Here is a 21276-nt window from a genome sequence, read left to right as displayed (position 1 = left end):
CCCGCCACGCGTACCCAGGTATGCCTCAGCGACGCAGATCACCGTGGCGCTGACTACAGTGCGGACAGCGGAATGGGTAGTCTCGTAGGACTGCGTAAGCTACCGCTCAGTAATGACCCTCGCAGGCCCGAGGAGCCCCGAAATGCAACTCGCCGCGATCATCGTGTCGCTGGTCCTGACCGTGGTCGGCGTCGCCCTCATCGCCCGCGCCATCGGCCAGTTCGTCCGGTACTTCAAGCTCGGCCAGCCGGTCCCCGCCGGAGCCCGCACCGACAACCCGTACCAGCGCAGCGTCACGCTGGTGAAGGAGTTCCTCGGTCATACCAGGATGAACCGATGGGGCATCGTCGGCTTCGCCCACTGGTTCGTGGCCATCGGCTTCCTGACGCTGCCGCCGACCCTCGTACAGGCCTTCGGCCAGCTCTTCCAGGCCGACTGGGTCCTGCCGGTCATCGGCGGGTTCCTGCCGTTCGAGCTCTACATCGAGTTCATCGGCGTGATGACGATCCTGGGCATCGCCGTCCTCATCACGATCCGGCTGCTGAGCCTGCCCTCACGGGCCGGCCGCAAGTCCCGTTTCGCGGGCTCCAAGTCCGGCCAGGCCTACTTCGTCGAGTACGTCATCCTCACCATCGGCCTCGCCATCTACGTGCTGCGCGGCCTGGAGGGCGCCCTCCACCACATCGAGGGCTACGAGGCCGCGTACTTCGCCTCGTACCCGCTGGTGCTGGCCTTCAAGGGCCTGAGCCTCACCGCGCTGCAGAACCTGGTCTACCTCGTCGCGACGATCAAGATCGGCACGTCCTTCGTGTGGATGATCGTCGTCTCGCTCAACACCAACATGGGTGTCGCCTGGCACCGCTTCCTCGCCTTCCCGAACATCTGGTTCAAGCGGGACGCGCAGGGTGGCACCGCGCTGGGTGCGCTGCTGCCCATGACCTCCGGCGGCAAGCCCATCGACTTCACCGATCCCGGTGACGACGACGTCTTCGGTGTGAGTCAGGTCGAGCAGTTCTCCTGGAAGGGGCTCCTCGACTTCTCCACCTGCACCGAGTGCGGGCGCTGCCAGTCGCAGTGCCCCGCCTGGAACACCGGCAAGCCGCTCTCCCCGAAGCTGCTCATCATGTCGCTGCGCGACCACGCGCACGCCAAGGCCCCCTACCTCCTGGCCGGCGGCGGCAAGGACATGGAGGGCAACGAGAAGGCCTCCGCCGAGCAGCTCAAGGACGTACCCGCCGCCGCCCTCGCCGAGGCCGAACGGCCCCTCATCGGCACGCTGGAAGAGAACGGGGTCATCGACCCCGACGTCCTGTGGTCCTGCACCACCTGCGGCGCCTGCGTCGAGCAGTGCCCCGTCGACATCGAGCACATCGACCACATCGTCGACATGCGCCGCTACCAGGTGATGATCGAGAGCGCCTTCCCGTCCGAGGCCGGGACGATGCTCAAGAACCTGGAGAAGAAGGGCAACCCCTGGGGGCTCGCCAAGAAGCAGCGCCTGGAGTGGACCAAGGAGGTCGACTTCGACATCCCGGTCGTCGGCCGCGACCTGGAGGACCTCTCCGAGGTCGAGTACCTGTACTGGGTCGGCTGCGCCGGCGCCCTGGAGGACCGGGCCAAGAAGACCACCAAGGCCTTCGCCGAGCTGCTGCACATGGCGGGCGTGAAGTTCGCCATCATGGGCGGCGACGAGAAGTGCACCGGTGACTCCGCCCGCCGCCTGGGCAACGAGCCCCTGTTCCAGGAACTGGGCATGGAGAACGTCATGTCCCTCAACGCCGCCTTCGGCGAGGAGATGGACGACGACGGCAAGGTCACCGCGGAGTCGAGGAAGCCGAAGTCCGCGAAGAAGATCGTCGCGACCTGCCCGCACTGCCTCAACACCCTCGGCAACGAGTACCCGCAGCTCGGCGGCGACTACGAGGTCATCCACCACACCCAGCTGCTCCAGCACCTGATCGACGAGGGCAAGCTGATCCCGGTGACCCCGGTCGAGGGCCTCATCACCTACCACGACCCCTGCTACCTGGGCCGGCACAACAAGATCTACACGCCCCCGCGCGAGATCATGTCCGCCGTCCCGGGCCTGCGCCAGCAGGAGATGCACCGCCACAAGGAGCGCGGCTTCTGCTGCGGCGCGGGCGGCGCGCGGATGTGGATGGAGGAGCGGATCGGCAAGCGCATCAACAACGAGCGCGTCGACGAGGCTCTCAGCCTCAACCCGGACATCGTCTCGACCGCCTGCCCGTTCTGCCTCGTCATGCTGACCGACTCGGTCAACGGCAAGAAGAACGATGGCAAGGCCAAGGAGTCCGTGCAGGTCGTGGACGTGGCCCAGTTGCTGCTCGACTCCGTCAGGACCGTGCCGGAAGAGCCTCCGACGGGTACGGCCGAGGAGGAGAGCGAGCCTCAGCCCGAGCCCGTCAAGTAGGCGTGCGCACAGGCAAGTGAGATGAACGGCCCCCGCCCGTCGGCGGGGGCCGTTCGCACAACCGCCTAGAGGTTGTCGAACGGTTCCGCGTACCTGAACGTGCCGCGCGGCGCCGGCTCGTACGAGGTGTACGCCGTCAGGGTGCGGACCTGGAAGTACTCGCCCCAGGCCGGGTCGGGCGGCAGGATGCCCAGGTCGGCGGCGGGACGGAAGCCGAAGCGGCCGTAGTAGGCGGGGCTGCCGAGCAGGGCGACGAGCGGTTCGCCGAGCGCGTCCGCCGCGCCGAGCACCGCGTGCACCAGGGCGAGGCCGGTGCCCAGGCGCTGCACGTCCGGGCGCACGCCGATCGGGCCGAGTCCGAGAACCGGTACGCCGTCCACGTGCCCGCGCGTACAGACGACATGGCCGACGACCTCGTTCCCGCCGTTCTCCTCGACCGCCACGTAGGACAGTTCGGGCAGCCAGCCGTCGCAGGTGCGCAGCGCGTCGAGCAGGGTCGCCTCCACCGGATCCCGGTCGGGGGCGTCCGCATGGGCGAAGGCCGCCGCGATCACAGCTCGGGCGGCGGGCACGTCGGCGGGTGCCTCACGTCGTGTCAGCACCGGGTCAGTGTGCGAGGCGGGTGCGGGGCACCGCAAAGAGATATCCGGCAGCGTGGCGCCCGTACCGTCACCCACCCTGCCGACCGCCCAGCGCGGTCGGCAGTTCGCCGCGGCGGCGGATGCCCAACTTCCGGTAGGTGCTGGTCAGATGGGTCTCCACGGTGCGCCGCGCGAGGTGCAGCAGTTCCGCGATCTCCGTGTTCGTACGGCCCTCGGCGGCCAGCTCGGCTATCCGGCGTTCGCTGCCGGTGAGCGCGCCCGATCCGGTGAGCGCCGTCGTGGTGCGGCGGGCACCGCCCTCGCGCAGGGCCTGCTCGGCGTCGGCCCGCAGCCGTACGGCGCCCAGCCGTTCGGCGCGTTCGGCCGCCTCCCGCAGGCAGTCGCGGGCGCGGGCCCGCTCCCCGGCGGCGGTGAGCTGACGTCCCTGCGCGATCAGCGCGGGGATCAGTTCCGTGTCGAGCGGGACGTCCGCGGAGGCGTCCCGCAGTACGCGTACGGCCTCGTCGGCGAGTTCCAGGCCGCGCCGCCCGCCGGTCGCCAGGCCGAGCACCCGCAGGGCGCGGCCCACCGGCCGCGGGGTGTTCCACACCTGGGCGAGGCGCAGTTCCTCCTCGGCCAGTTCCAGCGCCTCCCGGGGGCGGCCGAGGGCCAGCCGGCACTCCGCGGAGGCGCTCCGCCAGGGGGTGACGACCGGGCTCACCACGTCGCGCGCCGACTGCCGGCGTCCGCATTCGAGGAAGTCGTCCAGGGCGCCGGCCGGGTCCCCGCCGGTGGCCCGCAACACGCCTCGCGCGTACAGGAAACGGTTCACCTCCCAGGAGTCCTTCGCGTCCCGCAGGTCGAAGCCGCCCGCGAGTCTGCGGGCCTCCACCGTCCGGCCGGTCTCGACCAGCGCGACCAGGGCGTGGGCCTGGCCGTTGCCCGGGCCCAGCCGGGTGCCGGACGACGGCCGGGCCTCGGGGCCGGTGAGCAGCCGCGCGTGGTCGCCGCGGGCGGCGGCGATGTCGGCGCGGACGTTCAGCAGGGCGCGGTGCATCGGGTGCAGCAGGGAGGGACGCTGCCGGGCGAGGCCGCGGCCGACGAGCCGTTCGGCCTCGTCGAGTTCGTCGGCCCACTGCGCGACCGCGGCGGCCGTACCCAGCAGGAAGGGCTCCGCGAGCGGGTCGACCGGTTCGGCGAGGAGGGCTCGTACGCGGGTCATGGCGGCGTCCGCCGGGAGCAGGCCCGCCGTGGCCTCGTACCGTACGAGCAGTGCCTGGCCCGCGCTGCCGACGAGGTGCGGTGAGCGGGCGGCGCTCTCCCGCAGCCAGCGGTAGACCTCCTGCCTGATCTCGTGGTCCTGGTCGGAGAGCAGCGCCGAGGCGATCTGCAGGGTACGGGCCAGGTCGGGGTGGCCCGTGAGCTGCGAGTCCAGCGACCGCAGTACGTCGACGGCGGCGCGGGCCTCGCCCCGTCCGGCCAGCGCGGTGCCCAGCGCCACGGCCGCGCGCACCCGGTCCTGCGGGACGCCCGGCAGGCGTACCGCCTCGGCGAGGCGCGGTATGCCGGCCGAGGAGCGGACGGTGGCGTACTCCAGGGAGCCCAGTTCGGTGAGGAGCCGCTGCCGGTGGTCGTCGGGGAGCGGTTCGTCCAGGGCGCGGCGCAGATAGGGCAGGGCGTCGGTGGTGCGGCCGGCGTGGACGGCGACGGCGGAGGCGTCCAGCAGGACGCCGGTGACCCAGGGCTCGCCGACGGCGTCGGCCCGCAGCAGCTGGCCGGCCACGGTCTCGGCGCGTTCGCCGCGCCGCAGCATGACCTCGGCGGCCCTGCGGTGCGCGGCCCGCCGCCGGGCCACGGGCCAGCCGCTCAGCACCGCGTCCCGCAGCAGCGGGTGGGCGTAGCTGGGGCGCCCGGCGGCGCCGGACCGCAGGAACCCCAGCCGCGTCATGGCGGTGAGCCACCCCACCACCCGAGCGGGATCGGCACCGGTGACCCCACCGAGCAACTCGGCGAACTCACCCGAAACCGGCGCCGCGCCGCCCGCCGAGAACCCGTCGGAGGCCAGATCGTCGGGACGGGGTCGGGGTCGGGGTCGGGGTTGGGCTTCGGGTTCGGGTTCGGGTTCGGGTTCGGGTCTGGTTTCCATCTCGGGGTCTGGGTCTGGGTCGAGGGCTGGGTCTGGGTCGGGGTCGGGTGGCTGTGGTGGTCGCGGTCCGCCGTTCGACGACTCGGACGGCGTCCGGGCGTCAGGTGCCGACGAAGCGTCGTCCAGGGCCGCCAGCACGCGGGCCACCTCCGTCGTCGCGGGGCCCGCGCTGTCCAGCCACCAGGAGAGCGCGGCCTGGTACGCGCCCGGATACAGCGCGGCGCTCGCCCTCGGCACCGTCGCGGGCAGCGTGCCGCGCAGGTCGTCCAGCAGGGCGCGCAACAGCAGCGGACTGCCCGCGCTCGCCCGTACGCAGTCCTCCACCCACGCCCGCGGCACCGTGCCGAAGTCCGAACGCACCAGCCGCGCCGTGGAGTCGGCGCTCAGGGGGGCGAGCGTGAGCGTGCGGACGAGGGCGGGCGACAGGGTGTGGGCGAGGCCTGCCGACGGCGCCTCGATGTCGTACTGGCTGCGCTCGGTCACCACCAGCAGTACCGGTAAGCGGTCCACCCGCCGGGCCGCGTCGACGAGCCAGCGCCGGGAGGCGTCGTCCGCGTGATGGACGTCGTCCACGGCCACCAGGAGGGGCGGTCCGGCCGTGAACGAACGCAGCAGCCGCCACAGCCAGGCCCCCCGGGCCCGCTCGTCCGGCACCTCCCGCTCCTCCGAGAACTCCGATTGCGGGCCCAGCAGTTGGCGTACGGCCGCGAAGGGCAGAGCTGTGTCGTCCGGCGAGCAGCGGGCCCGCAGCACCCGCATCCCGGCCTTCTCCGCCTGCTCGGCGGCGGCTTCGAGGAGGGCGGAACGGCCCGTGCCGGTGGCACCCCGCAGCAGAACGAGCCGCCCGGTTCCGGCACGGGCGCGCGCGGCCTCGGCGGCGACCAGTTCCAGGGTTTGGCGGCGCTCAAGCAGTGGTACGTACATCCCTGCCTCCCTCGCGGCCGTGGTGCGGCCCACTGTGTGAGACGGCGGAACGGGCGGCTCCCGTTGAGTGAGATGACCCACTGTCATGTGGGCGACACCGTTTTCGATCTGCTTCCCGATCTCGTGGTGTGTCTCGTGGTTCTCCACGATTGCGCCGAGTACACGGCCCCCAGAAGTGTGATGACTGCACGCCCGTCACGGACGCCACAGAGGTGACGGGCTCGTGAACATAGGGGAGTCCGTTGCGCAGCTCATTTGGGACCGCGGCTCCGGGCACGGCAGAGCCCGAGTCCCGAATACCGGTGGCGGTACACGCCTCGGACCCGATCACCCGGGAGGGAGCGGCCAGCCAGCTGCGGCAGCACCCGGTGATCGACCTCCGCGAGGAGACCGAGACCGGGCCCGACACCGTCGCCCTGCTGATCAGCGAGACGCTGGACGAGGCCGCGCTCTCCCGGCTGCGCAGACTGGTGCGCAGCGAGGGCGCCCGTGCCGTCCTCGTGGTGAGCATGATCCGCGAGACCGAGCTGCTCGACGTCATCGAGTGCGGGGTCGGCGCCATCGTGTGGCGCCACGAGGCCACCGCGCACCGGCTGGTGCAGGCGGTCGTCGCGGCCTCCCGGGGCGACGGCGATCTGCCCGCCGATCTGCTCGGCCGGCTGATCAGCCAGGTGGGTTCGCTGCACCGCACGGCGAGCAGCAATCCCGGTACTCCTTCCTCGGGGCTCGCACCGCGTGAGGTGGATGTGCTCAGGCTCGTCGCCGAGGGGCTCGACACCGGGGAGATCGCCAGCAAGCTGTCCTACTCCGAACGGACCGTCAAGAACGTGATGCACGGGCTCACCACCCGACTGCATCTGCGCAACCGGGCGCATGCGGTGGCACATGCCCTGCGTGAAGGCTACATCTGATCGAACGGGCAGCCGGGACGGACGCGGGGGCAGGACTCTGTGCCCGCCGGTCGTCCCCGGCGTGCCTGCGGAGACGGAGCCTTCCCAGGCACGATCGGTTACGACAGCTGTCCCGTCCTCCGTGGCGGTACGGCAGGGCACGGCAGGGCGGGAGCGCGACGGTGATCCACGAGGTGGACGAGGTCCTCAAGCGGCTGCTCGGGGGTGGTGCGCTGGCCGGGTCCGGCATCGACGTCTCCTTCGAGGCCCCGACCCGCGACTGGGCGGCCCGGCGCAACGCGCCGACCATCAACACTTACCTGTACGACATCCGTGAGGACGTCTCCCGGCGCCAGCGCGGCCACACCGCCGTCCGCGACGACCGCGACATCGTCGTACGCCGCCGTCAGCCGCCCCGCTGGTTCCGGCTGTCGTACCTGGTCACCGCGTGGACCAAGCAGCCGCTGGACGAACACCGGCTGCTGTCGGCCGCGTTGGCGACCCTGCTGCCGCACGAGCTGATGCCCTCGGACGAACTGCCGGGTCCGCTCGGCGCGCTGGGCCTGTCCATCCCGCTCACGGTGGCCGGGCTGCACACCGAGTCCCGGTCGCTGGCCGAGATCTGGTCCGCGATGGGCGGCGAGCTGAAGCCGTCCCTGGACCTCGTCGTCACCGCGCCCTTCCCGGCCTACCCCGAGTACGACGCCGGTCCGCCGGTCACGGAGGGCGCGGGCGTGCGTATCCGCGGCATCGACGGCTCGCTGGAGGGTTCGGAGGAACGCCGGCACCGGCCGCGGCACCTCAAGTCCTCGCCCCTGGGCACCGGTACCCGCGAGAACACCACCGGTCAGCACGAGACCGGAGAACGGCAGAAGTGACCACCCACGCCCCGCCCACGCCCGACACGCTCCTGCTCCGGCTGACCCGACTGCGCGACCGGGTCGCCGAGTTGGTCGACGAGCGCACCGCCGATGACCCCACGGCGGGCGATCCGCTGCGCGGCCTGTACCTCTCCGACGAGGCGGTACGTCATCTGCTCGGGCCCAAAACGGCCCCGTACGCCTCCGCCACCGCCTCCGTCTTCGAGGACGGGGCGGGCGACGGGGACGGCGGCGGCAGTGCCGCCGACGGGCACGAGGGCGCCGGTGCCGACCGGCTGGAGCTGCTCGCGGTACGGCTCGGGCTCACCGAACTGGACCTGCGGATCCTGCTGATCGCCCTCGCCCCCGAACTGGAGCGCTCCTTCGAGTCGCTGTACGGGTATCTCAACGACGACGTCAGCAGGCGCCGGGCCACCACCGGCCTCGCCCTCGACCTGTGCGGGCTGCCCGTGCACTTCGCCCCCGCGCGGGCCCGCTTCCATCCCTCGGCACCCCTGAGCGCGCTCGGTCTGCTGACCGTCGAGGATTCCGAACGGCCCTTCCTCAGCCGGGCGTTGCGCGTACCCGACCGGCTCATCGCGCATCTGCTCGGCGACGACACCCTGGACCCCGCGCTCGCCGGACACGTCCACCCGCTCGCGACCGCCGCTCCCTCGCACGACGACGGGTTCACCGCCAAGCTCGCCGCCCGGCTGAGTGCCGCGCCCCTCACCGTCTATCTGCGCGAACACCGCGAGGGCGACGGGCTCGCCGGGGCCGCCGCCGCTCTGCGGGCCGCCGGATACGAGACCCTGCACTACACGGGCCCCGAGGACCGCGTACCCGAACTCCTGCGGGAGGCCAGGCTGCGCGACGCCGCCGTCGTCGCGTCCGCCCTGCCCGAGCAACCCGGTCCGCTGGTACGGGCGTTGGCGCACTCCGGGGTGCCCGTGCTGCTCACCGGGGCACGGCCGTACGACCCGCAGTGGTGCGAGCACGACCCGCTGGTCCTCGACGCGCCCCGGCAGCGGGCCGGCGCGGTGGACGTCTGGTCGGCCGCCCTGCGGCACGAGCCCGATTTCGACCTCGCGGCCACCGTGGCCCCCTACCGGCTCGGCGGCGACCGCATCCTGCGGGCCGCGCAGGCCGCCGAGAGCCTCGCCGGCTTCGACGGCACGGCGGTGACCGCCGCGCATCTGCGGCTCGCGGCCCGGCAGCAGTCCGCCTCGGGGCTTGAACGGCATGCCCGGCGGATCAGGCCCGACGTGGGCTGGCAGGACCTCGTCCTGCCCGACAAGCCCCTCGTGCAGTTGCACGAACTGGCCCTGCGCGCCCGCCACCGCGACCAGGTCCTCGGGGACTGGCGGCTCAGCGCGGGCGGCGGCCGGGGCCGCGGTGTCCTCGGTCTCTTCGCGGGCGAGTCCGGCACCGGCAAGACCCTGTCGGCCGAGGTCGTCGCCGCCGAACTGGGGCTGGACCTCTACGTGGTGCAGCTCTCCTCGATCGTCGACAAGTTCGTGGGCGAGACCGAGAAGAACCTGGAGCGCATCTTCACGGAGGCCGACCGCACGGACGCGGTGCTGCTCTTCGACGAGGCGGACGCGGTCTTCGGCAAGCGCTCCGAGGTCAAGGACTCGCACGACAAGTACGCCAACATGGAGAGCGCCTACCTGCTCCAGCGCCTGGAGTCCTTCGACGGCATCGCGCTGCTGACCACCAACCTGCGCGCCAACATCGACGAGGCGTTCACGCGGCGCCTGGACATGGTGGTCGACTTCCCGTTCCCCGACGCCGGGCAGCGCCTCGCCCTGTGGCGGCACAGCCTGGCCGCGGTGCCGTGCGAGGAGGGCACCGACCCCTCGGCGGTCGCAGACGCCTTCGAGCTGGCGGGCGGCTCGATCCGCAGCGCGGTCGTCACCGCCGCGTACGCCGCCGCCGGACGCGGCGCCCCGGTCACCACGGCGGACCTGCGCGAGGGCGCGGAACGCGAGTACCGCAAGGCGGGCCGGCTGGTCCCCGGAGAGGGCAACTGGTAGCGGTCCGGACGAACGTGGCGCGGGGGGACCCGCGCCCGGGCGTCGTCACACCGTGAACTTGACCGCTTCCAGCCAGCGGGCGTTCTCCAGCGAACCGCCGAAGATGTATCCCTCGCCCTCACCCGGCTTGTCGCAGCCGAGGCCCAGCCACGCCGCGTCGTGCACATGCGCGTTCTGGCAGACGGCCCCGGCCCCGTCGCCGACGTTGATGGTGAATCCCAGGAGATTCGGCGCGTCCTTCTTCGTACTGCCGATGTAGTTGTCGATGCCGTCCGCCGCCCCCGACCAGGGCGCGATGTAGTGCCCCCGCCCGTTGGTCGACTCCGGGTCGTGGACGAACGCCGCGCTCGCCGTCCCCTTGGTCCCCGACACGGCGATGTTGAGGCTCTTGAGGGGCGTGTTCTTGCCCACCGTACCGGCCGTCTCGCCGTCGCAAGCCGCTTCCGTCCAGCCCTTGCCCTTGACGAAGGCCCGGTAGCAGATGTGCTTCTTGTCCGGCTCGTCCGTGGCCAGTTCCTGGACGGCGGTCGCCGCGGTCCGCTCCGGGGACTTGGTCTCCTTGTCCTTGGAACCGCCGCCTCCGCCGGCCCCCGCCGCGGCTCCGGCTCCGCCCGCGGCCTGCGTCGGCGCGGCGGGCGGGGTCGTCGAGGGGGCGGCGGTGGGAGCGCTCGGTATGGGAGGGGACGCCGTGGGGCTGGGCGGCAGCGTGCTGATGCCGGCTTCCTGGAGCTTCTCCGTAGCAGCGCTGCGCACCTGCGGCTTGTAGGCGATCCACAGCATCACGAAGGTGATCGCGAGCGCCATGAACACCCCGAGGAAGGTGGCGAGCCAGCGCGGCAGGAAACCCTTCTGGACGTACGTGCCCTCGATGCCCAGCGGGTCGACACCCGAGCGCTGCACGGCGAGGGTGTAGGGCCGGGACTCCTTCGAGCCGAACCAGATGATCTGCTTCGGCTTCAGCGTCGTCTTCACGAACGCCGCCCGGCCCGGTTCGATCTGTACGTTCGACGGGTGGATGTCGTACGACAGCTGGTCACCGTTGTCGCTGCCGCTCACCGACGCCGTCAGCTTCGTATTGCCCAGATTGTCCACGGCCAGCTTGGGGCGGCCACGGAAGCGCCCCTTCACGGTTGGCGGCACCAACTCCGCCCGCACCTCCGTGAACGGGGTGATGGTGAGATTCCCCTCCGGGACGGTGGTCGCCTCCGGGTGCTCGGTCGGCGTGATCCGCACCGCGTACGGATTCGGCCCCGCCGTCGCATCCGGCGTACGCGGCGGCGCGAACGCGATGTCCACCGAACCCGTCGTCCCCGGATACAACCGCAACACCTGCGGCTCCACCCTCGCCCACGGCGCCAGCGGACCCACCGCCTCGAAGCGGTACTCGTCCACCACGTCACCCGTATTACGCAGACGCAGCCGCACCGTCGTACTGCCACCCGGGTCCACGGTCGCGGAGGCGGGCTCCAAGGAAGTCCAAAGGCTCACACCGAGAACCTAAACGCCGCCGCGGTGCCGAGTCAGGAAGCAGCGGGGCACGATGGGTGCCCGAACAGGCGCACGCACTGCCCCGGTCCTCAGTCCCTGGATGGGTGGATGATCAGCCACTCCTGGTCATCGGTGTTGGAGCAGTGATACAGCGTCAGGTTCGTGTCCACGCCCCCGGTGCTGAACCCGGCGACGTCCAGGCACTTGTTGTTGCTGGCGAAGTTGCGGATCCAGTAGGCGCCGCTCTCCTGCTTGTCGATCCACCACAGGTCGTTGTCGGCCGTGGTGCCGTCGCACGGGGACTCGTACACCCCCGTCGTCACGGGCTGCGCGCCGGCGTTCGGCAGGTCCACGCAGAGCTGGTCCTTGACGTTGCGGATCACGAAGAGGGCGGCACCGCCGGGGCCGCCCTTCGGCTCGCGCACCTCCAGGTCGAAGAGCTGGTTGTCCTCGTCCGGGTTCTCGGTGCAGGTGGCCTGCTGTACGCGGCCGGTCGCCTTGCCCTTCTCACGGCCCGGGAGGTCGGCGCACATCTTGGTGGTGGTGTTCCGCAGGAGGATCTCGGTCGCGGGTACGACCGGCTTCGGCTTCGGCTTCGGTTTCGGGTTCCCCCCGCCTCCGCCGGCGCCGCCGCCGCTGTCGCCGGTCGCCGTCGGAGCGGCGGGCTCGGAGGCCACCGGCTCGACGGACGGGGCCTTCGGCGCCTCGGGGGTCGGCGAGGGGGAGGGAGCCAGCGTGCTGATGCCGGCCTCCTGCAGCTTCTCCGTGGCGGCGCTGCGCACCTGCGGCTTGTAGGCGATCCACAGCAGGACGAACGTGAGGGCGAGCGCCATGAAGACGCCGAGGAAGGTGGCGAGCCAGCGCGGCAGGAAGCTTCGCTGGATGTACGTGCCTTCGACGTCCAGCGGGCCCACGCCGGACCGCTGCACGGCGAGCGTGTAGGGGCGGGACTCCTTCGACCCGAACCAACTGATCTGGCGGGGTTTGAGCGTTGCCTTCACGAACGCCGCCCGGCCCGGCTCGATCTGTACGTTCGACGGGTGGATGTCGTACGACAGCTGGTCACCGTTGTCGCTGCCGCTCACCGACGCCGTCAGCTTCGTATTGCCCAGATTGTCGACCGCCAGCTTGGGGCGGCCACGAAAACGGCCCTTCACGGTTGGCGGCACCAGCTCCGCCCGCACCTCCGTGAACGGGGTGATGGTGAGGTTGCCCTCCGGGACGGTCGTCGCCTCCGGGTGCTCCGTCGGCGTGATCCGCACCGCGTACGGATTCGGCCCCGCCGTCGCATCCGGCGTACGCGGCGGCGCGAACGCGATGTCCACCGAACCCGTCGTCCCCGGATACAACCGCAACACCTGCGGCTCCACCCTCGCCCACGGCGCCAGCGGACCCACCGCCTCGAAGCGGTACTCGTCCACCACGTCACCCGTATTACGCAGACGCAACCGCACCGTCGTACTGCCACCCGGGTCCACGGTCGCGGAGGCGGGCTCCAGAGAAGTCCAAAGGCTCACACAACGACGCTAGCCAGCGGACGAGCCGCGGGCAGCGGACCCAGGTGCACGCCGTGCTGCCCGAAAAGCCCGCGGGCGGGGCCGTCAGCTCCTGGGGATCGGCGAGCCGGTCGCCGTCATCACGAAGTGCGCGTAGGAGTCGGCGTTCATCAGCGCGCGCCGGCCCATGGCGTACCAGTTCTCCTGCCGCTTCGGACGCTGTGTCTCGTTGTCGCCCGTGTAGGTGCCCGGGTCGCGGGCGACCCGCCTGCCGAGCATCGCGGCGTCGTGCGTGGCGGCGGTGGCCGGGTCCAGGACCGTCGCCAGGCCCGCCTGCGCGGCGTCCTCCGACAACTCGTGGTCGTAGGAGCTGTACTGGTAGTCCAGCGTTCCGGCGAAGCGGTGCGTGGCCTCGTGGATGACGTACCAGGCGACCTCGCCCTCCTCCCGCAGGTTGATCGCGCCGCTGCGCCCCGAGTCCATGGACGGCAGCTCTTCGCTCTTCATGTGGTCCGGGTTCAGCCGGGTCATGTAGTCCTTGGCGCTCGGGTCGACCCAGCCGGCCGCGCCGGCCGCGGTCGCCCCCTTGGCACTCGTGTCGAACATCGACGGCTGTCCGACCAGCGCGATCTGCGCGCCCTGGGAGTTCAGGCCCACCTGTACCCGTCGCAGCACCTCGGAGATACGCGGCAGGAGCTCGCCGATCTGCTGCGGGGTCGCCGTCTGGAACAGCGGGAACGCGGACTTCAGCGCCTGCAGCAGCAGGCCGCTCGGCGTGCCGCCGGACGAGCTCAGCAGGGCCAGCGCGGCGGCCATCTTCTCCTGCGCCTCGACCACCGCCTTGCGGGTCCTGTTCTCGCGCTGCGGGAACCGGTGGTCGGCGATGGTCCCGCGCCTGGTGACGTCGACGGCGCCGCTGCTGTGCAGTTGCCGGGTGACGTCGTCGTACTTGTCGCCGTGCCGCAGGGAGGTGGAGTCGACCCCCAGTTCGGCGGTGGTCCTGGTCTGGCCGTTGCTGTCGAACCACGTGCCCGAGTCCTGCCCCAGGGCGTGGTGCGTCCGGGTGCTGCCGTTGAACGTCCAGGTGGCGCGCTGGACGGCGTGCCCGCCCGAGGCGCGCCCCGTACCGGGCTCCTCGGTGGCGTTCTCGGGATCGGCCGCGCGCTGCACCGGCGGCGCCCCGCTCCTCGCCCGCGCCTCGATCGCCTCGGCCCGCTTCTCGCCCCAGTCGCCCTGGCTGGAGACCTTCATGCCCGAGCCGTTGTCGGTACCGGGGACGGCACCCCTGCGCTGGTCCTTGACGTGCTGAAGCTCGTGGATGAGGGTCGGCTTGTCCTTGCCGTCCCAGACGACGTTGTCGCCCGCGGTGTACGCGCGGGCACCGATCGCCCTGGCGGACTGCAGGGCGACCGTGTCCGTGTGCAGCTTCACGCCGCTGAAGTCCTCGCCGCCGAACCAGCTCGCCGTCTCCTTGAGCAGCGAGCCGCTCATCCGGCTGCCCGGGGACTTCACCACCTGGTCGACCATCGCGCGCTGTTCGTCCGGGGTGTGCCCGCAGCCGTCGCTGTGCTGGTGCTGCCCGCGCTGCACGGCCTGGGTCACCGCCGCGTTGCCCGCCGCGCGCTGCAGCTCCAGGATCCGGTCCGCGGTGGGGCCGCGGTCCGTCGTCGTCGGACGGACCCTGACCTGATCACCACCGGCCTTCTCGGCCTGGGCTTCCTGCGCGCGCATGACGTTCCCCTCCACGGCTGGTCCACCAGCATTACCGGAAGGGGCCCGGCACGGGCAGAGCGGTACGGGCAGCCGCGGGGGCAGGGCACCGGGATCGAGGGGCAGCCGGAGCCGCACGCTGCCCTTGCGGGCAGGGAGTCTGCCCCCGATCAGGTACCGCAGGACGTTTCAACCGGCACCCGCGCGCGTGAAGGTCGGAACAGACCTGTCTCGTATCCCGAGGAGAGCAGAGCATGCCGTCCTACCTGTCGCCCGGCGTTTACGTCGAGGAGGTGGCCAGCGGCTCGCGTCCCATCGAGGGAGTGGGCACGTCGGTGGCGGCCTTCGTGGGGCTCGCCCCGCACGGCCCGCTGAACGAGCCGACGCTGGTGACCAACTGGTCGCAGTACGTCGCGGCCTTCGGTGCCTTCACCGACGGCTACTACCTCGCGCACTCCGTGTACGGGTTCTTCAACAACGGCGGCAGCGCCGCGTACGTCGTACGGGTCGGCGGCGCGTCCGACGGCACCGCGGAGAACGGCGCGTCCGCGAACGGCTCCCCGGCTGCCGTCTCCGGCTCCGCGGGCCGCGCCGCGCTCACGGCCGGCGAGCCGAAGCAGCTCGGCACCTTCAGCGTGACCGCGGTCGCGGGCGGCTCGCTCAGCGTCGAGGTCGCGGACCCCGAGGGCGAGGGTCCCGCCGAGCGCTTCAAGCTGATCGTCAAGGACGGCGACAAGCCCGTCGAGTCCTTCGACGTGACCGCCAAGAAGGGCGGCCGCAACTACGTCGTCACGCAGGTGAAGGAGCGCTCCAAGCTCATCACCGTGCAGGAGGCGGCGCCCACCGCGCAGCTGGCGCGCCCCGAGAACCAGACCGTTGCCCTGGCCGCCCCCTCGGCCGCCTCCTCCGCTCCCGCCGTGCCGGCCGGTGCGGAGGACTCGCACCCGGGCCCGGCCCAGTACCTCGGTGACTCCGCCGACCGCACCGGCTTCGGTGGCCTGGAGGCCATCGACGAGATCTCCATGGTCGCCGTCCCCGACCTGATGGCCGCCTACCAGAGCGGCGCGATCGACCTGGAGGCCGTGAAGGCCGTCCAGCTCGGCCTGATCGCGCACTGCGAGCTGATGGGCGACCGCGTCGCCGTCATCGACCCGCCGCCCAGCCTGAACGCCCGTGAGATCCGTGTCTGGCGTCAGGAGACCGCCGGGTACGACTCCAAGTACGCGGCCCTGTACTACCCCTGGGTGAAGGTCTTCGACCCGGCGAGCGGCCAGTCCCGGCTGACCCCGCCGAGCGGCCACGTCGCCGGCATCTGGGCCCGCAACGACTTCGAGCGCGGTGTGCACAAGGCGCCCGCCAACGAGGTCGTGCGCGGCGCGGTGGACCTGGAGCTGCAGATCACCCGCGGCGAGCAGGACCTGCTCAACCCCATCGGCGTCAACTGCATCCGCGCCTTCCCGGGCCGCGGCATCCGCGTCTGGGGCGCCCGCACCATGTCCTCGGACCCGGCCTGGCGCTACCTGAACGTGCGCCGGTACTTCAACTACCTGGAGGAGTCGATCCTGCTCGGCACCCAGTGGGTGGTGTTCGAGCCGAACGACCACAACCTGTGGGCCCGGATCCGGCGCAACGTCTCGGCGTTCCTCGTCAACGAGTGGCGCAGCGGCGCCCTCTTCGGGCAGCGGCCGGAAGAGGCGTTCTACGTCAAGTGCGACGAGGAGACCAACACCCCGGAGTCGGTCGACCTCGGCCGCGTGATCTGCGAGATCGGCATCGCGCCCGTCAAGCCCGCCGAGTTCGTGATCTTCCGCCTCGCGCAGTTCTCCAGCGGCAGCGGCGAGCTGGAGGAGTAGGCCCCGGCCCGCTCCCCGCGCACGTCATAGCCAAGACCCCTCAGCAAGAACCCTCAGAAGGACAGAGAACAGATGAGTCTCAGCCCGGGTGACGCCCTCACTTCACATAATTTCGGTCTCCAGATCGACGGCGTGATGGTCGAGTACCTCGCCGAGGTCAACGGCCTCAGCATCGAACAGGACGTCATCAAGCACCTGTCGAACTCGGCGCAGGGCCGCCCCGAGGTCAGCCTCATGCCCGGCGTCCAGAAGGACGGGCAGTGCACCGTGGTGCGCGGCATGACCCAGTCCCCGGCCTTCACGACCTGGATCAACGACTCGATCACGGGCCAGATGAGCACGGCCCGCAAGAACGCGTCGATCATCATGATGGATTACCAGAACAACCCGGTGAAGCGGTACAACATGCGCAACGCCTGGTGCAGCAAGATCGACGCCAGTGCGCTCAAGGCCGGCGAGGCCCAGGCGCTCACCGAGACCGTGACCATCGTCTTCGAAGAACTGGTCATCGAGTAATGCGCCGTACTGCTGCCAGGGCGGGCGCGGGCCCGGTCGTGGACGCACCGGTACCGGAGCCGGTGGCGGCGCCGGAGCAGACCTTTGCTCCGGCGCCCGCCGCCGCTCCGGCTCCGGCGCCCGCGCCGGTGGCACAACCGCTGCGCACGGAGTTCCCCTTCGAGCTTCCGCGCGGCTACGTCGACGACGCGGGCACGGTGCACCGGGACGGCGTGATGCGCCTGGCCACCGCCCGGGACGAGTTGATCCCGCTGCGGGACGTCCGTGTCCAGGAGAACCCCGCGTATCTGTCGGTGGTCCTGCTGGGCCGGGTCATCACCCGCCTCGGCACGCTGGCGATGGTCCACGACGGGATCGTCGAGAACATGTTCGCCTCGGACCTCGCGTTCCTGCAGGACTTCTACCGGCAGGTCAACGCCGAGGGCCACACCCGCGCCTCCGTGGAGTGCCCCCACTGCTCGGAGCCCTTCGAGGTCGAACTCGGCGGGAGCCGCCTGGGGGAATCGTGACGTACGCGACCGACCGGCTGCACGAGGAGATCGCGTACGTCGCCTACCACTTCCACTGGAGCCTGGAGACGATCCTGGATCTCGAACACCAGGATCGCCGCCGCTTTACGGAACAGATCGCGTCCCTGGTGACCCGGGGCGGGGCGGAGGGCTGATCGGTGGGGTTCCTCGACCGACTGAGGGGCGGTACGTCGCCGGTGCCGGCGGCGGCACCGGTGTCGGCTCCGGCTACGGCGGCGACACCGGCTCCTGAGGCGAACCCGGGTGCCGGAGGCGGTGGTTCGGCTCCGGTGCCCGTGGTCGGCTGGGCGGCGCTGCCGCCGATCCAACGGGCCGCGCCGGTGCACACCGGTGTGGCGGACTCCGGGTTCGGCGGCCGGCTGAGCACCTGGCAGAACCCCTCGCTCACCGGGACCCTGTCCCACGCCGTCCTCGACGGGGCGCCCGGCGGGCTGATCCGGAACGCGCTCACCACGTCGGCGGCGCCCGTCGCCGGGCTCGAACCGCCGTCGCGGGTCCTGCCGGTGGCGGGGCCCGAGGCCGACCCCGCCCCGGCGGCCGGCGACACGTCACCACCGGTACAGCGCGCGTCCCTGCCCGTCACGGCGTCCCGCCCGAAGGGCCCGCGGGTGACCGCGGCACCCCCCAGGCCCTCCCGCCCGAACCCGCTGACGAGGGCACCCGCGACCCCCGCGGTACAACGCCGAACCCTCCCGGCGACCCGCCGCCCGACCCCACCCACCACAACGACACCGGGCCCGGCTACGACTGGGTCCACGACGTCGGGCCCCGCTACGGCCGGGCCCACCTCGTCAGGCCCCACTACGACTGGGTCTGCCGCGTCGGGTCCCACTACAACTGGACCTACCTCGTCGGGTCCCGCTGCGACTGGGCCAGCCCCGGGCGGGCCGACTTCGTCCGGGACTGTTTCGCGGGGTCCCGCCTCGTCGGGTCCCGTGTCATCGGGCTCCGTGCCGTCGAGGCCCGCTCCGTCCGGGCCCGCTCCGTCCGGGCCTGCTTCGGCCAGGCCCGCGCCGTCCGGCTCCGGTTCACAGGGTCCCGGGACGTCGGGTCCCGCCTCGTCGGGTCCCGTGTCGTCCGGACCCTCTTCGCCGGGCCCCGGCGCGTCGGGGGCTTCGACGACCGGGGCTGCGAGGTCGGGTTCCGCGCGGGCAGGCTCCGCCGGCCCGGTGGCGAGTGCGCCCGGCAACGCGGTGAACCGTTCCGGCGGCTCGGCGGTCAACGTCCAGCGGGCCCCGGCGTCCGGCCCGACCGCGACACCGGCCCGCACGGACAGCGCGACGCCGGCGAGGCCCAGTGCCCCTGCTTCGGCCGACCCCGTACGGCCCGCGTCCTCGCCCGCGTCCGCGTCCGGTGGCGGTACGACGGCCGCTCCGGGCACCCCGGTGACCCGTACCAGCGGACCCGCGCTCAATGTGCAGCGGGCTCCGGCGGCCGGCCCCACCGCACCACCGGCCCGTACAAGCAACCCCACCCCGGCCGCACCCGTACAGCCCGCGTCCAGTGGCGGTACGCCGACCACTCCCGCCAACGCGGTGTCCCGCACCGACGGACCCGGGCTCAACGTCCAGCGCGCCACGCGCAGTTCACCCCCGCCACCGGCCGGTACAAGCAACCGGACCCCGGCCGACCCCGTACGGCCCGCGTCCTCGCCCACGTCGAGTGGCGGTACGCCGACCACTCCGGGCACCCCGGTGACCCGTGCCGACGGACCCGCGCTCAACGTCCAGCGGGCCCCCGCGCCCGGCCCCACCGCACCACCGGCCCGCACAGGCAGCCCCACCCCGGCCGCACCCGTACAGCCCGCGTCCAACGCGGTGCCCCGTACCGGCGAACCCGCGGTCAACATCCAGCGAGCCCCGGCAACCAGCCCGACCGCACCGCCGACCCGCACGGGCCCCCCGACCCCGGCCGCGCCCGCGCCCACTCCCGATGGCGGTTCGACGGCCGCTCCGGGCGCCCCCGTGACCCGTACCGGCGGACCCGCGCTCAACGTCCGGCGGGCCACGCGCAGTTCGCCCGAGGCGCCCGCCCGCGCGGACAGTCCTACGGCTGCCACCGGACCAGCCGTCAACGTCCAGCGGGCCCCGGCGGACGGCCCGACCGCACCCGTGCAGCCCGCGTCCAGTGGCAGCGCAGGGACCGCTCCCGGCGACGCGGTGACCCGCACCAGCGGCTCCGCACTCAACGTCCTTCCCAGCACGCGCAGTTCGTCCGACGCGCCGCTCCGTACAGGCAGCCCGGCCCCGGCCGAACCCGTACGGCCCGCATCCGGTGGCAGCACGGCAGCCACGCCGGGCAGCGCGGTGACCCGTACCGGCGAACCCGCGCTCAACGTCCAGAGGAGCACGCCGCGTTCGAGCGGCCCCGCGCCCTCTTCCTCGGCCGTCACCGGACCCGCCCCGGTGGCCCACCCCCAAGGCTCTGCCCCCACCCCCGCCGCGAACCCGGCCCACCCCCGCCCGGTCGGGGCGGCCTCGGAAACCCCGGCCGGCTCAGGCACGCCCTCGGTGCAGCGGGTGCTGCCGGCGGCGTACGGCGTATGGGTCTGGGCGCGCCGACGACGGGAACCCCTCCGTCACCCGCGCGACGGCCCACCGCCCCGGCCCGACCGCATCCGCGGCCCCCGCCGACCGACCGCCCACCGCCCCGGCCGTACCGCCGACGCTCCCGGCCCCGACCCCAACTCCGGCTCCGGCTCCGGCTCCGGCTCCGGCCGCAGCCCCGTCCGCCACGGTCCAGCGCGCCACCGCGCCCGCCGCCCGGCAGCGCCCGTGCTCGGCGCGCCTCTCCGCCCCCGCCGGGCAGCCCTCCGTGCAGCGTGCCCCGCGCAGGCACAAGCCCCTCACCGGCGACCCAGCCCCTTCGCCGCCCGGCCGTACCGCTCTCGCCCCGCGCGCCGACGGCCTCCGTGCAGCGCGCGAAGGCCATCCCCGCGGCCGTGGTCCCCGTAAACAGCGGCCAAGCACCAGCTCCGGCCCCAGCCGTGCGAATGCACCCGCTCCGGCACCGGCACCCGCACGGATGCCGACACCCGCACCGCCGGCGCCCATGCGTGCCCTCACCCCGCCCGTTCCCTCGCGCCGGTCCTCGCGCCCGCCGCGCCCCCCGCGCAGCAGCGCCCCGCATCCCCGGCCCCCGCCCCCCTGCGCCCCCCGGCACCCCGGTCCGGACCGGTGGCCGTACAGCGGGCCGCCGTCGCGCCCGGTGCTCCGGCGGGCCGTGCTGTGCCGCTTCTCGCGGCCGGGAAGGCCGGCGGGTCCGCTCCCGCCGGGCCCGTCAGGACGGCTCCGCCCGCGCAGCCGCTGACGGTGCCGAAGGCCTATCCGGCACCGCCGGTCGTCCAGCGGCAGGCGGTCGCCGCCCCCCGGACGGCCCCGGCGCCCGCCCCCACCGCTCCGGCCCCCGGGCCCGCGCCCGTACAACGCGCCCCGCTGCCCACGCCCGCCAGAACCACCACCGCCGTGTCCGCGGTCACGGCTCACCGCAGTTCGTCGCACGGCTCTTCCGGGTCGGGCTCGGGCAACGGTCCGCCGCCGCCGTACGAGCCGGGTGGCCCCCCGCCCGCGTACACCGCGGTCGCCACGGGCCAGTTCGATCCCAACGCCCTGACCGAGTTCCAGCTCGACGTGCTCGCGCGCCGTCTGATCGGCCGGATCACGAAGCAGTTCGAGCCCCGCGCCCTGAGCGACTTCCAGCTCGACGAGTTCACGCACCGCCTGATCGGCCGGATCACCCGGCTGATCCGTACCGAACTGCGGCTCGACCGGGAGCGGGTCGGCAAGCTCCGCGACCCACGTCGCTGAGCCGCCACC

General features: G+C 72.6%; 14 protein-coding genes. 9 read left to right on the top strand and 5 right to left on the bottom strand.

Features of this window, described 5'->3' with window-relative positions; all coding sequences use genetic code 11:
* Nucleotides 1-142 precede the first annotated feature (142 nt).
* Nucleotides 143-2431 carry a (Fe-S)-binding protein gene (locus K3769_RS23680; RefSeq protein WP_267028362.1) on the top strand — a complete coding sequence of 763 codons (2289 nt, stop codon included), beginning with the start codon at nt 143-145 and terminating at the stop codon, nt 2429-2431.
* Between the two features lie 65 nt (nt 2432-2496).
* Here the strand turns inward: K3769_RS23680 and K3769_RS23675 are convergent, their stop codons facing one another.
* Both K3769_RS23675 and K3769_RS23670 read right to left on the bottom strand, forming a co-directional pair.
* Entirely contained in the window at nt 2497-3033 is a 537-nt protein-coding gene (locus K3769_RS23675; RefSeq protein WP_267028361.1) for a GNAT family N-acetyltransferase, read from the bottom strand.
* A gap of 67 nt (nt 3034-3100) precedes the next feature.
* The gene (locus K3769_RS23670) at nt 3101-6082 is read right to left on the bottom strand and encodes a helix-turn-helix transcriptional regulator (RefSeq protein WP_267028360.1); all 2982 of its coding nucleotides are present in this window, start codon (nt 6080-6082) and stop codon (nt 3101-3103) included.
* Between the two features lie 242 nt (nt 6083-6324).
* On the opposite strand from K3769_RS23670, the gene K3769_RS23665 reads away from it, so the two are divergent.
* From K3769_RS23665 to K3769_RS23655, 3 genes are all read left to right on the top strand, one after another.
* Nucleotides 6325-6993 carry a helix-turn-helix transcriptional regulator gene (locus tag K3769_RS23665; protein ID WP_267028359.1) on the top strand — a complete coding sequence of 223 codons (669 nt, stop codon included), beginning with the start codon at nt 6325-6327 and terminating at the stop codon, nt 6991-6993.
* Nucleotides 6994-7154: 161 nt separating this feature from the next.
* Nucleotides 7155-7850, top strand: a complete 696-nt coding sequence (locus K3769_RS23660; RefSeq protein WP_267028358.1) for a Pvc16 family protein — start codon at nt 7155-7157, stop codon at nt 7848-7850.
* Nucleotides 7847-9868, top strand: a complete 2022-nt coding sequence (locus tag K3769_RS23655) for an ATP-binding protein (RefSeq protein WP_267028357.1) — start codon at nt 7847-7849, stop codon at nt 9866-9868. The genes K3769_RS23660 and K3769_RS23655 overlap by 4 nt, the downstream gene beginning before the upstream one ends.
* Nucleotides 9869-9913: 45 nt before the next feature.
* On the opposite strand, the gene K3769_RS23650 is transcribed toward K3769_RS23655, so the two are convergent.
* From K3769_RS23650 to K3769_RS23640, 3 genes are all read right to left on the bottom strand, one after another.
* Nucleotides 9914-11356, bottom strand: coding sequence for a hydrolase (locus K3769_RS23650; RefSeq protein ID WP_267028356.1), 1443 nt, complete (start codon nt 11354-11356; stop codon nt 9914-9916).
* Nucleotides 11357-11445: 89 nt separating this feature from the next.
* Complete coding sequence (locus tag K3769_RS23645) at nt 11446-12873, bottom strand: RICIN domain-containing protein (protein ID WP_267028355.1); 1428 nt, start codon at nt 12871-12873, stop codon at nt 11446-11448.
* Nucleotides 12874-12957: 84 nt separating this feature from the next.
* Nucleotides 12958-14583, bottom strand: coding sequence for an eCIS core domain-containing protein (locus K3769_RS23640; RefSeq protein WP_267028354.1), 1626 nt, complete (start codon nt 14581-14583; stop codon nt 12958-12960).
* 233 nt (nt 14584-14816) lie between these two features.
* Between K3769_RS23640 and K3769_RS23635 the strand changes: the two genes are divergently transcribed.
* From K3769_RS23635 to K3769_RS23615, 5 genes are all read left to right on the top strand, one after another.
* The gene (locus K3769_RS23635) at nt 14817-16415 is read left to right on the top strand and encodes a phage tail sheath subtilisin-like domain-containing protein (protein WP_267028353.1); all 1599 of its coding nucleotides are present in this window, start codon (nt 14817-14819) and stop codon (nt 16413-16415) included.
* Nucleotides 16416-16487: 72 nt separating this feature from the next.
* Complete coding sequence (locus tag K3769_RS23630) at nt 16488-16931, top strand: phage tail protein (protein ID WP_107018041.1); 444 nt, start codon at nt 16488-16490, stop codon at nt 16929-16931.
* Entirely contained in the window at nt 16931-17440 is a 510-nt protein-coding gene (locus K3769_RS23625; RefSeq protein WP_248778476.1) for a hypothetical protein, read from the top strand. The genes K3769_RS23630 and K3769_RS23625 overlap by 1 nt, the downstream gene beginning before the upstream one ends.
* Nucleotides 17437-17595, top strand: coding sequence for a DUF6760 family protein (locus tag K3769_RS40955; protein ID WP_308216389.1), 159 nt, complete (start codon nt 17437-17439; stop codon nt 17593-17595). The genes K3769_RS23625 and K3769_RS40955 overlap by 4 nt, the downstream gene beginning before the upstream one ends.
* A 3042-nt stretch (nt 17596-20637) precedes the next feature.
* Nucleotides 20638-21267, top strand: a complete 630-nt coding sequence (locus K3769_RS23615) for an extensin (protein WP_267028351.1) — start codon at nt 20638-20640, stop codon at nt 21265-21267.
* Nucleotides 21268-21276 lie beyond the last annotated feature (9 nt).

The sequence above is a fragment of the Streptomyces ortus genome, from assembly GCF_026341275.1.
GTDB classification, from domain to species: Bacteria; Actinomycetota; Actinomycetes; order Streptomycetales; family Streptomycetaceae; genus Streptomyces; species Streptomyces ortus.
This window is presented reverse-complemented; position numbering and strand designations above follow the sequence as displayed.